This is a genomic window from Pseudomonas frederiksbergensis (genome assembly GCF_035751725.1).
Taxonomy (GTDB): Bacteria; Pseudomonadota; Gammaproteobacteria; order Pseudomonadales; family Pseudomonadaceae; genus Aquipseudomonas; species Aquipseudomonas frederiksbergensis_A.
Genome location: NZ_CP142104.1, coordinates 4,287,311 through 4,301,900, shown reverse-complemented (window position 1 = coordinate 4,301,900; position 14,590 = coordinate 4,287,311). Strand labels below are relative to the sequence as shown.

Here is a 14,590-nt window from a genome sequence, read left to right as displayed (position 1 = left end):
CAGATTTTCCAAATTCTGGCGGCGACCTCAGCATCGATTCTTCACCCAGACAGGTGCCGACTGTGGTTGGCAGCGGAGGGAAGGCACATGGCAGCGCTCATCGGTACCGTCAGCAAGGTGGTAGGGCAGGTTTTCGCACAGGATGCCGGTGGGCTGCGGCGCCCCCTGGTCGAAGGTGATCGGCTGTATGCCGGCGAGCATCTGGTCACCGGGGCTGAAGGCGCTGTCGCGGTGCATCTGCAAAACGGCCATGAGCTGACCCTGGGGCGCGGCAGCGATTTGACCTTGACCCCGCAATTGCTTGCCGACCAGCAGGCGCCACGGGTGGACACGCCGCAAACGCCGACGCCGAGCGAGGCCCAGCTCACTGACGTGCAGCAACTGCAGCAAGCCATCGCCGCTGGCGCCGACCCGACCCAGGCTGGCGAGGCCACGGCTGCCGGGGCCGAGGGCGGCAACCCGGGCGCGGTAGGCGGCGGGCACAGTTTTGTGTTGCTGGAAGAAGTCGGTGGGCAGGTCGACCCACTGATCGGCTTCCCGACCGCCGGGTTCAATGGCATACCGGAGTTCCCGCAGTTGGAGCTGGCGGCCGACCCGGATGGCGATGGCGACGGCGACGACGCAAGCGTACCTCCGGTGATTCCTGAAACCCCCGACAGCCCCGTCACCCTCGGTGGCCTGACCGTGGACGACGGTGAACTGACCGCCAACGAATCCAACCTTGCCGACGGCACCGCCAGCAATCCCGGTGCGTTGGTGCGAAGCGGCACCTTCAGCGTGTCGGCGCCCGACGGCCTGAGCAGCTTGAGCATCGGCGGCATCAGCGTTATCACCGGTGGCGTGCCCGCAGGGTTCCCGCAGTCCATCACGTCGCCCTTGGGCAATACGCTGACGATCACTGGATACGACCCGGCCACCGGCGTCGTCAGCTACAGCTACACCCTGACCGACAACGAAACGCATCCGGCGGGCGGCGGTGCCAACACCATCAGCGAACAATTTCCGGTGGTGGCCATCGACAGCGACGGTGATACCGCGAACGCAAGCCTGGACGTCAACATCACCGACGACGTTCCCGAGGCGATCGACGACAGCCACGCCAGCACAGCGTCGCAAACCCTTGTCACGCTCACTGGCAATGTCTTGCCCAACGATCACCAAGGCGCCGACCGCATTCCCACCGGCCCTGACAGCGGGCCGATCATTGGCGGCACGTTCACTGGCACTTACGGCACCCTGGTCCTCAATCCCAACGGCACCTACACCTACACGCTGAACACCAGCGATCCACAGTTCGTCGCGTTGCACGGCGGCGGCAACGGCACGGAAACCTTTACCTACACCTTGACCGACGCCGATGGCGACACCAGCACCGCGAACCTGGTGTTGCAGGTTCATAACAATGACGACCCGGTGATCATCGACGGCCTGGACACCGAAGGCGGTGAACTCACCGTCCAGGAAAAAAACCTCGACGACGGCAGCAGTCCGGACGCCTCCGCGCTGACGCAAAGCGGCACCTTCACCGTGACCGCGCTGGACGGCGTGCAGACCCTGAGCGTCGGCGGCATTACCGTGGTCAGCGGCGGGGTGACGGCGGGTTTTCCACAATCGATCACCACCGCGTTGGGCAACACCCTGACCGTGACCGGCTTCAACGCCGCCACGGGCGTGGTCAGCTACAGCTACACCTTGCTCGACAACGAAGCTCATCCCAACGCCAATGGCGCCAACAGCCTGGGCGAGCAATTCGCCGTAGTGGTCACCGACGATAACGGCACCACGGCCAACGGCAATCTGGATGTGAGCATTGTCGATGACGTGCCCAACGCCGTGGACGACAGCAACGCCGGCACCGCGTCGGAAAGCAACCTGACCCTCACCGGCAGCGTGCTGCCCAACGACAGCCAAGGCGCCGATCAGGTGGCGTCCGGTCCGATCACTCCCGGCACGTTCACCGGCACCTACGGCACCCTGGTGCTCAACGCCGACGGTTCCTACACCTACACGCTCAACGCGTCCGATACCGATTTCAAAGGCCTGAACGGCGGCGGCAACGGCACGGAAACCTTCACCTACACCTTGACCGACGCCGATGGCGACACCAGCACCGCGAACCTGGTGTTGCAGGTTCATAACAATGACGACCCGGTGATCATCGACGGCCTGGACACCGAAGGCGGTGAACTCACCGTTCAGGAAAAAAACCTCGACGACGGCAGCAGCCCGGACACCTCGGCGCAGATGCAAAGCGGCACCTTCACCGTGACCGCGCTGGACGGCGTGCAGACCCTGAGCGTCGGCGGCATTACCGTGGTCAGCGGCGGGGTGACGGCAGGTTTTCCACAATCGATCACCACGGCGCTGGGCAACACCCTCACCGTGACCGGCTTCAACGCCGCCACGGGCGTGGTCAGCTACAGCTACACCTTGCTCGACAACGAAGCTCATCCCAACGCCAATGGCGCCAACAGCCTGGGCGAGCAATTCGCCGTAGTGGTCACTGACGATAACGGCACCACGGCCAACGGCAATCTGGACGTGAACATCGTTGATGACCTGCCTACTGCCCGCGCTGACTCCGCCTCGGTGGAAGAGGGCGGGACGGTCAGCGGAAACGTCCTCAATAATGATGAGGGCGGTGCCGATGGACCTGCGGCGAGCGGCGCGGTGATAGGTGTTCGCGCCGGCAGCGATACCTCGACCTCGGCCATCGGCGGCCTCAATAGCCAGATCAACGGCACCTACGGCTACCTGACCCTGGACGCCAACGGCAACGCTGTCTACCACAGCAACCCGAACGCCGTCAGCGCACCGGGCGCCACCGACGTGTTCACCTACACCGTGCGCGACGCCGATGGGGATGAAAGCACCACCACCATCACCATTGATGTGCACAACTGCCGCCTGGTCGCCGCACCGGACGATGAAATCAGCGTGCACGAAAGCGCGCTCGACCTGAACCAGGATGGCCAGGACCTGGCGCCTGGCACCGTCGTCGGCAGCCTGCCGGACGCCACTCGCGAAACCGCCAGCGGCAGCCTGCTCGACTCGGTGACCGGTGCCGTCGGCGCCGTCACCTTCGCCCTGGTCGGCAATGCCACCGGCGCCCACGGTCAATTGCTGCTCAACCCGGACGGCTCCTACACTTACACGCTGACGTCGCCCGCCACGACAACGCCCGCCGCCAACGACGGCCCGAATGAGCTGAGCGAAAGCTTCACCTACCAAGCCACGGATTCACTCGGCAACACCGTCACCAGCACCATCGTCATCACGATCGTCGACGACGTACCCAAGGCACATTGCGATACCGCCGCAGTGGTGGAGGGCGGGACGGTCAGCGGCAACGTGTTGCACAACGACGTGCTCGGCGCCGACGGTGGCACTGTGATTGGCGTGCGTGCCGGCAATGACACCTCAAGTTCGGCCAATGGCGGCTTGAATACGCAGATCAACGGCACTTATGGCTACCTGACCCTGGATGCCAGCGGCAACGCGGTTTACCACAGCTATCCAGGTTCCGTCGGCGAGGCGGGTGCCACTGACGTGTTCACCTACACCGTGCGCGACGGTGACGGTGATGAAAGCACCACCACCATCACCATCGATGTGCACAACAGCTGCCTGGTTGCCGAGACCGACCATGACATCACCGTTTACGAAAAGGCCCTGGACCTGAAACAGGACGGCCAGGACCTGGCGCCCGGCACCGCGACCGGCAGCGAGCCGGGTTCCACCAGCGAAACCGCCAGCGGCTCCCTGGTCGGCTCGGTCACTGGTGCAACCGGAGCCGTCACGTTCGCCTTGGTGGGTGACGCCACTGGCGCCCATGGTCAACTGCTGCTCAATCCCGACGGGTCCTACACCTATACGCTGACTTCTCCTGCGACAACCTCACCCCATGCCAACGATGGCCCGAACGTATTGACGGAGAGCTTCACTTACCAGGCCACTGACGCCCTGGGCAACAGCACCACGGGCAACCTGGTGGTGAGCATCGTCGATGACGTACCCAAGGCTGTCGCGTCCGAGCGTTCGGTGACGGCGACCGAGATCGATTCGAACCTGCTCATCGTGCTCGACGTCTCCGGCAGCATGAAAGACCCCTCCGGCGTGCCTGGGCTCTCGCGAATGGACCTGGCCAAGCAGGCAATCAACGCCTTGCTCGACAAATACGACGACATGGGCGATGTGAAGGTCCAGCTCGTGACCTTCAGCGGCAGCGCCACCGCCCAGAGCCCCGTGTGGGTGGACGTGGCAACTGCCAAGACCTTGATCGCCGCGCTGAATGCCCACGGTGACACCAACTACGACGCGGCCGTGGCGATGGCCCAGACATCGTTCGCAACCTCGGGCAAACTGACCGACGCCCAGAACGTCGGTTATTTCTTCTCCGACGGCAAACCGACCTTGGGCGAGATCGACTCGGCGGACGAAGCCGCGTGGAAAGCTTTCCTCGAAGCCAATGACATCAAGAACTATGCGATCGGCCTGGGCAGCGGCGCGAGAAACATCAACCTCGATCCGCTGGCCTACGACGGCAGCACGCATACCGACACCAACGCGGTGGTGGTCACCGACTTGAACCAACTCAACTCGGTGCTTTCCGGCACTGTGCAGGGCGTGCCGGTCACCGGCAGCCTGTTCGGCGAGGGAGGTTCGTTCGGCGCCGACGGTGGATTTGTCAAAAGCCTTGTGGTGGATGGCACGACCTACAGCTACAACCCGGACGCCAACGGTGGTCACGGCGCGCTGACTGCCAGCGGCGGGGTCAACCATGGCTCGTTCAACACGGCGACCAACACGGTGAGCATCGCCACCGGCCACGATGGCACGCTGCTGGTGAATCTCGATACCGGCGCGTTCAGCTACACCTCCCAGACCAACACGGGTACGTTGATCACCGAAAACATCGGCTACACCCTCAGCGACAACGACGGCGACCTGGCCAGCTCCAACCTGGTCATCAAGGTCCAACCCAACAGCCCTCCCGTGGCGGTCGATGACAACATCATCACCAACGTCCTGTCGGGCAACATTGTCGTCCCCGGTGAGCTGCTGCTGGGCAACGACAGCGACGCCAATGGCGACCCGCTCACCGCCTCGCCGACCAGCTTCAATACCGGCTGGATTGCCAAGGGGGCGGACTTCACCGGCAGCACCGGCACTGCTAGTTTCGCCGGCAATAACGTCCAGTCGATCAACCTCAACCGCAGCGCCTTCGTCGCCAACGCCGCGAGCATGACCGCAGTGCTGGTGGTCAGTGGCGCGCTGGGGTCCGTGTCGAACAGCAACACGAACGATGAAGACCGGCTAAACATCAGCCTGAAGCAGGGCGAAACCCTCACGCTGGACCACAACCTGGCGGCGGGTCGCATCGCCATGGAGTACTCCTTCAACGGCGGGCCGTTCATCGCGATCAGCGACGGCGCCTCGTTCACGGCGGCGGCGACCGGCAACTACCAGATTCATGTGATCAATATCCCGAATCCTGGCAATGGCTCGGAAAACTACCAACTGACCATGACCGTCAACTACGCGGGCGCCCAGGACAGCACGGCGGATTTCCACGGCACCTACACCGCCAGCGACAACCACGGCGGCAGCGACAGCGCCGGGGTAGGCATCAGCTATCAAGCAGGCCACACCCTCACGGGGACGGCGGGCGACGATGTGCTGCTGGCCGGCAACGGCGACAACGTGCTCAACGCTGGCGACGGCGATGACATTCTTGCCACCGGCACGGGCAACAACACCCTGCATGGCGAAGCGGGCAATGACTTGCTCTATAGCGGCGCCGGCAATGACCTGCTCGATGGCGGCACTGGCAACGACACCGCCAGCTACGCCCATGCCACTGCTGGCGTCACCGTGAACCTCGGCCTGCTCGCCGCGCAAAATACCCTGGGCGCCGGTATCGATACCCTGGCGGGCATCGAAAACCTCGTCGGCTCGAACTTCAACGACACGCTCACCGGCGACAGCGCGGGCAATCGCATTGACGGCGGGCTTGGCCATGACGTGCTTAACGGCGGGGGAGGCGACGACCTCCTGATCGGTGGCCTGGGCAACAACACCCTCACCGGTGGCAGTGGCGCCGACACCTTCCAATGGCAGGCGGGCAACAGCGGCCACGACGTCATCACTGACTTCACCCCGGGCCTCGACAAACTCGACTTGTCCCAACTGCTATTGGGCGAAAACGGCAGCGCCGCGTCCCTGGACGACTACCTGCACTTCACCGTCACGGGGACCGGTGCATCGGTCATTACCAGCATTGACGTCAGCAGCACCGCCGGCGCGACGCCGAACCAGACCATCGACCTGGCGGGCGTCGATCTTGCCAGCCATTACGGCGTCACGCCGGGATCGGGTGGGATGATTGGAGGGGCTGATACCGCGACGATCATCATTGGGATGTTGAATGATCATTCGTTGAAAGTGGATACGGTATGAGGTGAGCTGGAATGACGAAACACGGCCTGTCCATTTGGACAGGCCGGGTTTTGTTCGTTTTGCCGGCAAAGGCGTGCGCGCCCTTATCAGGTTCTGGGGGTTATGGTTGCCCGCTCAATCGCGTTCGCGTCGCGTCGATGAGATTGGAGACCGAGCACAGCGCCCCATGAAGCCGGGGTTGCGTTACAGGAGACCTGGCCTCGGAGCTCATGCTGAACGGCTTCGCTGTTGCCGCCGGCATTCGCCAATCCCCCGGTGACGACTCGCCCGTTCGTCAGCGCGGCAAACGCCTGGCATGAGGAGCCTACGCCCGTCGGTAAGGTGCTCAGTGCCCGATACGTCGGACGAGTTGGAATTGGCATCAGAAAATTGTCGTTAACCCTGCTCTTTTTTAACTCCCATATTGTCGACGGTCCGGGCGCTTGCCTCGACCAGAGCGCTGTAGATTTCTGAGGTGTCTGCACCAAGCAGCGACTGAGGCATATCACGAGGGCGAAAGCCCCATCCTGCCGCCGCACGGATTTTTGAGGCAGGTCGCGTGGTCAGACCGATTGAGCCATCCGAGTTATAAAAGTGCACCGCGACTTCGCCATCATCCGCTGGCCAATCGGCGTGACCACATACTCGACCATAAGTGATGACCTCCAGATCGGGTCCCCAGACGGGATGACAATATTCTGATGGATCCGGTAGCCTGCGAATGATTGCTTCGCGCAGCCCCGATACAAACGATGGCCTTGGTTCCACAGGGGGCATCTGCGCTGCCGACCACCCCCACAGCGTTTGACCGTGGGCGTAGTCACTCCGTGCTTCAATGTCCCATTTGTTTGATACCTGCACCTGATAGCAGGCCACCTGGCCAGTCGCGTCAGTCACCGAGATCAAGGTTTGCCCATTGCGTTGCCCAGTCACAACTCCGTCGGCACTGCCTACTGTCGCTATCTGGGAATTAGCCGATAAATACCGATAAGGTGGGGTCCCGCTGGTTGGGGTCCGTGAGCGTCTGTTCCCCGGACCATGACCATCGGTCTGCGTCCACGGGGAGGACGCCGGGACGAACACTTCCGTCCCATCAAGCACCATTGTGGCGGTATCGATGATCAACGGATGCCCCGGAGGAGCCTCGCCCAAGTGGATGTCCAGGTATTTGATCGGCGACAAGGTGGAATTACCCAATTGATCCGTCACCCTGAACTGGAGCTCCGTCCTGGGGTTGTCCCCGGCCTGTTCGAAGGTTTCAATGAAGAGCGTATGCTCCACCGGTGACGATCCATCCGGCACATCAAATGAAACGGGTATATTGCCGATCACGAAGTCGATGTGGTCGTAACGTCTTCGGTTGGAATAGGTAAAACCAAACTTCACGCCCTCCGCCGCCCGCGCGGCATCGACCCCAGAGGCGATGACATCGGCCGGGATCACCAGATCCAAGCCTTCCGGCGCAGGAGCCCCAGGTACCCGTAGGTGGTACAGCACGTTCAGATCTTTGGAAATGCCCACATTCTGGCTCAAGCGGGTTATTTCATAGTGCAATCTGTTGACGCCCTCCCGCAGGTTGTGGCGGGGGAGGTAAAAGACAAAGACCTGTTTACTTTCTTCTCCTGGCTGGACGGTAAAGCCTGCCCCGTTGATTCGCCCGCCATTGACAAACAGGTCCACTCGGTCGAGCTCCGCCGTGGTCCATGTGCCACTCTTGAGTTCGCTCCAAGCATGGATGATGCACTGCAAACCCTCAGACCGATGATCATAAATGCTATGAGGAATACCGCCACGGGCGGGAACGTCCGACCGCACCGGCTCTACCCAACCCGATATTTGAACAGGATACAGCTCCAATGGATGATTCAAGGCGGACAATAGAGGGTCCATGGTTTTTTACCTTTTCCAAGTGGCGGACGCGTGATTTCGGCATGACGCTATGACACTCCAGCCAGGGAAGGCTGGCTACTGTCAGGATTGACAGGTGCGGACAGGTTTCGGACGAGCGGTTGGGGGCGTGGATACTAAATCGCGCTCAAGACTTACGCAGCGTCTTCTGCCTGAGGATATAGATCGTCACCAGCACAGCACTGGTCAGCATGAACCCGCGGGCCCATGGCAGCGGCACCAGGTAGCAGGACAGCAGGATGCTCGCCCACATCAACCCGATGGCGTAGACCTTGCCCTTGAGCGGAATGCCATTACCGCTGAGGTAGTCACTGATCCATGGGCCGAGGCGGGGGTGTGTTACCAGCCAGTGGTAGAAGCGCGGCGAACTGCGGGCGAAGCAGGCGGCGGCCAAGAGGAGGAAGGGGGTGGTGGGCAGGACGGGTACGAAGATGCCAATGACCCCCAGCACCACGCTCAGCCAGCCGATGGCCAGCAGAGCGTAACGCAGGATCAGCGGGCGCTTGCCGATGGGGGCGGGCACCCGGTGACTCAGTGGTGGCGAGGCTTGAGGATCGCCGGTTTCTCGTCCGGGGCATTGCACAGCAGGTACAGGGCCGTCAGCGCTTCGGGAATCTGCACGATCATGTCGTCCATCAGGTTCGCGTCGGCGGCGATGTCGGAAAACTCCGGTTGCTCGTCGAACAGGCCGGAACCCACCATGATCGGCAGCAGCATTTCGCTGACTTCTTCCTCGGCGGTTTCGAACCAGGCGGCTTCGCGCAGGAATACGCCTTCCATGAAACCGATGCACCAGCCACGCAGTTCCGAATCGTCCGGGTCATCGCCCAGGTCCAGTTCGCACGGCAGCTCGAATTCCTCATCGGAGGCCAACTGACGGGCGATGTGGGCCTTGAGGCCGACCAGTGTGGCTTCGATTTCGGCCCGCTGGGCTTCGTTGCTGTAATGCGGTTCTTCGGCGAACAGGGCGTCGATCCATTCACGGTCCGGCACCGCTTCGGAGCAGATCGACAGGGCGGTCAGATAGCCATGAGCGGCCACGTAGTCCAGCGCCTCTTCGTGCAGCTCATCGGCGTCGAGGAAGACTTGCAGGCGGGTCAGTTGCTCAGCGAAGGACATTACGGGCTACCTTGGGGAATAAACAATGCGGGAATTCTAGGCCTTCTTGAGCGGGCAGGCCAGCCGCGTTGTGGATTTGCCTCGTTGTTGACTGAGCTTAATCCAATGTCAGGGTTCCCTGTGGCGAGGGCGGGCCGGCCGTGATCATCACACCTCTGGTCAGCAGCCCCCTGCGTAACGAAGCCCTCGGGTATACTGCCGCGTTTTGTGATGCCCTGCGGTCGGTTGGAAACGCGCCCTTACGATTTGCCGGTGCAGCGTTTTTGATTCTGGACCAGCCTTGCGGGGATGTTTCGGTGATTTTGGAGTTTCTATGCTCGAACAGGCTCAACGCGTTCTCAAGGACATCTTCGGCTACGACAGTTTCCGTGGTCGCCAGGGTGCCATTATTGAGCGCGTGGCCAGCGGTGGCGATGCCCTGGTGCTCATGCCCACCGGCGGCGGCAAGTCGCTGTGCTTCCAGGTACCGGCGCTGCTGCGCAACGGCCTGGCGGTGGTGGTTTCGCCGCTGATCGCCTTGATGGATGACCAGGTCGCCACCCTGGAAGAACTGGGGGTCGCCGCCGCGTCGCTGAATTCCACCTTGAGCGCCGAGCAGCAGCGGGACCTGGCGGCACGCATCAAGCGTGGCGAGGTGAAAATGCTCTACCTGGCGCCGGAGCGCCTTGTACAGCCGCGCATGCTGGCGTTCTTGCAAAGCCTGGAAATCGCCCTGTTCGCCATCGACGAAGCCCACTGCGTGTCCCAATGGGGCCACGACTTCCGTCGCGAATACTTGCAGCTGGGACAGCTGGCCGAGCTGTTCCCCGATGTCCCGCGCATTGCGCTGACCGCCACCGCCGACAAGCGTACCCGCGAAGAAATCGTCGACCGCCTGCATCTGCGGGACGCCGAGCGGTTCCTCTCCAGCTTCGACCGTCCGAATATTTTCTATCGCATCGTGCCCAAGGAGCAGCCGCGCAAGCAATTGCTGGCATTCCTTGCCGAACGGCGTAGCGACGCGGGCATTGTTTATTGCCTGTCGCGCAAGAAGGTCGAGGAAGTGGCCGCGTTCCTCAGCGAACAAGGTTTCCCGGCATTGCCTTATCACGCGGGCCTGCCCAACGACCTGCGGGCCTATCACCAAAAGCGCTTCCTCAACGAAGAAGGCCTGATCATGGTGGCCACCGTGGCGTTCGGCATGGGCATCGACAAGCCCAACGTGCGTTTCGTCGCTCACCTTGACCTGCCCAAGTCCATGGAGGCCTATTACCAGGAAACCGGGCGTGCCGGCCGTGATGGCTTGCCCGCCGACGCCTGGATGGCCTACGGCCTGCAGGACGTGGTGATGCTCAAGCAAATGTTGCAGAACTCCGAGGGCGATGAGCGACACAAGCGCCTGGAGCAGCACAAGCTCGACGCCATGCTTTCGCTGTGCGAAGAAACCCGCTGCCGTCGCCAGACCTTGCTCGCCTATTTCGACGAAGACATGCCCCAGCCGTGCGGCCATTGCGACAATTGCGTCGACGGCGTGGAAACCTGGGACGCCACCGAACCGGCCCGACAGGCGCTTTCGGCGATTTATCGCACGGGCCAGCGCTATGGCGTCGGGCATCTGGTGGACGTGCTGTTGGGCAAGGACAACGAGAAAGTCCGCAGCTTCGGCCACCAGCACCTGTCGGTGTTCGGCGTGGGCAAGGCCCGCAGCGAGAGCGAATGGCGTTCGTTGTTCCGACAGTTGGTGGCGCGCGGCCTGGCGGACATCGACCTGGAAGGCTACGGTGGCCTGCGCCTGAGCGCGACCTGCCGACCCCTGCTCAAGGGCGAAGTCACCCTGCAATTGCGCCGCGACCTCAAGCCGGCGACAGCGGTCAAGAGCAGCAAGAGCCAGGCCAGCCAACTGGTGCGCGGCGAAGAGCGCGATCAATGGGAAGCCTTGCGTGCCCTGCGGCGCAAGCTGGCCGAGGAACACGGTGTTCCACCCTACGTCATCTTCCCTGACTCAACCTTGCTGGAGATGCTCCGCAGCCAACCGACTTCCCTGGCGGAAATGGCCCGGGTCAGTGGCGTCGGCGCGCGCAAGCTCGAGCGTTATGGCGAGGCCTTCCTCCAGGTGCTGGGCGGCGAAGCCGAGACACCGCCAGCGGTGGCCGATGTGCGCCACGAACTCATCACCCTGGCCCGGGCAGGCATGACCCCACTGCAGATTGCCGGCCAATTGCAATGTTCGGAAAAAAACGTCTACACGATGCTGGCCGAGGCCATTGGTGAACAGCAGCTGTCCTTGGAACAGGCTTTGGATCTGCCGGAAGAGTTGATGGGCGAAGTACAGGATGCGTTTCTCGACGGTGAAGGCGAGTTGCCTCCCGTATCAGAAGTTGCCGCATTGTTTGTCGGACGTGTCCCAGAGGGCGTCTTGTATTGCGTCAGGGCCGCACTGCAATCGGAATTCGAAGTCTGATCAATCCGTTACGTTCCTTTAACGATTCACTACAGTGCGAGCCTTGCCTGAATCCAAAGGCCATGCTTAGCTAACTAATAATTAGTTTTTCTCTATTTCAGATTGATGAGTTTTTTATGCCTTTGACCGATCAACACCGTTTTGGCATGCAACTGGCCCAGATGTCCCGTGGCTGGCGCGCTGAATTGGACCGTCGCCTCGCAGGCCTAGGCCTGTCCCAGGCGCGCTGGCTGGTGCTGCTGCACCTTGCACGTTTCGAACAGGCGCCGACCCAGCGCGAGTTGGCTCAGAGCGTTGCCGTCGAAGGCCCGACCCTGGCCCGCTTGCTCGACAGCCTGGAAACCCAGGGACTGGTGCAGCGCCAGGCTGTGGCCGAAGACCGCCGGGCCAAGAAGATCGTGCTTTGCGCCCCGGCGCTGCCGTTGATCGAACAAATCGAAACGATTGCCACGCAGCTGCGCCGGGAGTTGTTCGAAGGCGTCGACGAAGCGGATATGCGGGTCTGCATGCGGGTCCACGGCACTATCCTGGCCAATCTGGAAAAATCCTGAGGCATATCCCTGGCGCCAGGCTTTTGAGATTCGGCGGTTAGCGAACTATAACCAGTACTAAGCGATCGTATTGGAAGCGTTTGCGCTCAGTCTGGTAGTCGAAAGGGATACCCATGCTTGAAAGTTTGCAGTCCACGTTGCGCAGTTGGATCAACGTGTCGGTCGTCGTGGGCGCCCTGGGTTTTCCCGCCCTGGCGTCGGCGCTGGGGCTGGGGGAGATCACGCTCCATTCAGCCTTGAATCAGCCGTTGCGCGCCGATATCGCTTTGGTTGATGCGGCGGGACTCAGCGAGGGCGACCTGTCTGCAAGCCTTGCGGCGCCGGAGGACTTCAGCCGTGCCGGGGTGGAGCGGGTATTCTTTCTCAATAACCTGCGCTTCACTCCCGTGCTGCGTGGCGGCCGCAGTTTCATTCGGGTGACGTCCAGCAAGCCGGTGGAAGAGCCGTTCCTTAATTTCCTCGTACAGCTCAACCAACCCAACGGGCGGCTGTTGCGCGAGTACACCGTGCTGATCGACCCGCCGGGCACCCCAGGCGTTGTGCCGGTCGCTGATGAACCTTCTGCCGCAGCCCAAGCAACAACATCGGCCATCAAGCCGCCCCCGGCGACACAGGGCAAACGCTACACCGTCGTACAGGGCGACAATCCTTGGGTGATCGCCAAGCGTCTGCATGATGCGGGCAGCAATGCGTCGGTCAATGAACTGATGCAGGGGATCCAGGCGCTGAACCCTGGTAGCGAGCGGCTTTCCATCGGCCAGCGCTTGTTGCTGCCCGATTCGGCTATCTTGCCTCCGGCTGCCCAGCCCCCCGCAGCGGGGCGTTCCGGCGCGTCCGATAACAGCGCCGAACAATTGGCGGCCAGTGTGCTGCTGGGCCAACAGCAACAGCAGACGATCGAACAATTGCAGGCCAAGGTCCAGTCCCAGGACCAGGAAATCGCCGGTCAGCGCCAGCAGATCAGCGAGCTCCAAGCGCAACTGGCCCAGCCCTCGTCACCGACGATCACCTCGGAACTTGCTCCGGAACCCTCCGAACCAGCCGAATCCACCGAACCCGCCGAATCCGTTCCGGCGGTGGACACCGCGCCAGTCACGGAGACCGAAGGCGTTGATTGGCTTTGGGTAGGGGGATTGGGGGGGCTGCTTGGGTTGCTGGCGCTTCTGCTGTTCCTTCGTCACCGGCAACAGCAGGAATCGGCCGGGACCGGGCCATTGGCCGAACATCAGCGTGACTTGAACCTGGACGATGACACCGAAACCTATGCCGAGAGCGCCGACATCGAGCCCCCCGAGGTCGCCGCGTCCTTCAATAACGGCGATGCTCCCATGGGAGACGTGCTCGAAGGCGTGGGGATCTACCTGACCTATGGCCGCTTCACCGAAGCCGCGGGACTGCTGCGCGCGGCATTGCTGGCCGAGCCGGAGCGTACCGACCTGGGCCTGAAGTTGTTGGATGTACTGGGTAAGCAGGGCGACGTCATCGGTTTCCAGGCCCAGGAAAATCATCTATTGGCCCAAGGCGTCGATCATCAGGCCCTGGAGGATATTCGCAAGCGTTACCCGAAAATCACCCTCGTCAACGCGCCGCCGGAAACTTCTGCCGAACCCCAGGCTCCCGTGCCCGAACCTGTTGCTGCGCCTCACGATGAATTCGAGTTGAAGCTCGATGAGCTCTCCCTGGAGAACAGCTGGGATTTGGCCGATGAAGAGCCGGCGCCGCCAGAGCCAAAAAACACGCCGCCCACCGCTGCCGACACGCTGACATTATCGGGTTTTGACGAGCCTGACCTGCAATGGGGGGCGCCGTTGGAAACGGAGTCGTTGGACGATGATTTCCTCGATGGGTTTGCCGACGAAGAGCAGGCGCTGGAGCTGGAGCCGATGCCCATTGGACCCGAATTCGAATCCCTTTCGCTCGAACCTGTTTCCTTCGAACCGCAACTATCGGAGCATTCGGAAAAACTTGAAGAAGCCCAGAATCGCATCGACGAGGGCGACCTGAAGAGCGCCATTACGCTCCTGGAAGAGCTGCTGCAAGAAGGGGATGAGCCGCTCAAGGAAACCGCCCGGGTTTTGCTGGCCGGGATTCGTTGAGGCGTTTGCAAGGCCGGCGCAAGTCCTGCGTGCGAGCT

General features: G+C 62.1%; 7 protein-coding genes. 4 read left to right on the top strand and 3 right to left on the bottom strand.

Annotation, left to right across the window (positions count from 1 at the left end; genetic code table 11):
• Positions 1 to 87: 87 nt before the first annotated feature.
• Positions 88 to 6,459 carry a retention module-containing protein gene (locus tag VQ575_RS19055; protein ID WP_325918226.1) on the top strand — a complete coding sequence of 2,124 codons (6,372 nt, stop codon included), beginning with the start codon at positions 88 to 90 and terminating at the stop codon, positions 6,457 to 6,459.
• Positions 6,460 to 6,834: 375 nt separating this feature from the next.
• Here the strand turns inward: VQ575_RS19055 and VQ575_RS19050 are convergent, their stop codons facing one another.
• The 3 genes from VQ575_RS19050 to VQ575_RS19040 form a co-directional block, all read right to left on the bottom strand.
• Complete coding sequence (locus VQ575_RS19050; protein ID WP_325918224.1) at positions 6,835 to 8,328, bottom strand: hypothetical protein; 1,494 nt, start codon at positions 8,326 to 8,328, stop codon at positions 6,835 to 6,837.
• A 145-nt stretch (positions 8,329 to 8,473) separates the two neighbouring features.
• Positions 8,474 to 8,869 carry a YbaN family protein gene (locus VQ575_RS19045; protein WP_039593130.1) on the bottom strand — a complete coding sequence of 132 codons (396 nt, stop codon included), beginning with the start codon at positions 8,867 to 8,869 and terminating at the stop codon, positions 8,474 to 8,476.
• An 8-nt stretch (positions 8,870 to 8,877) separates the two neighbouring features.
• A complete protein-coding gene (locus VQ575_RS19040; protein ID WP_039593129.1) occupies positions 8,878 to 9,465 on the bottom strand; it encodes a UPF0149 family protein in 588 nt (195 codons plus the stop codon).
• 313 nt (positions 9,466 to 9,778) lie between these two features.
• On the opposite strand from VQ575_RS19040, the gene recQ reads away from it, so the two are divergent.
• From recQ to VQ575_RS19025, 3 genes are all read left to right on the top strand, one after another.
• A complete protein-coding gene (gene recQ, locus VQ575_RS19035) occupies positions 9,779 to 11,905 on the top strand; it encodes a DNA helicase RecQ (RefSeq protein ID WP_039593128.1) in 2,127 nt (708 codons plus the stop codon).
• 116 nt (positions 11,906 to 12,021) lie between these two features.
• Positions 12,022 to 12,456 carry a MarR family transcriptional regulator gene (locus VQ575_RS19030; protein ID WP_003199001.1) on the top strand — a complete coding sequence of 145 codons (435 nt, stop codon included), beginning with the start codon at positions 12,022 to 12,024 and terminating at the stop codon, positions 12,454 to 12,456.
• A gap of 113 nt (positions 12,457 to 12,569) precedes the next feature.
• Positions 12,570 to 14,552, top strand: a complete 1,983-nt coding sequence (locus VQ575_RS19025; protein ID WP_039593127.1) for a FimV/HubP family polar landmark protein — start codon at positions 12,570 to 12,572, stop codon at positions 14,550 to 14,552.
• The last annotated feature ends 38 nt before the right edge of the window (positions 14,553 to 14,590 follow it).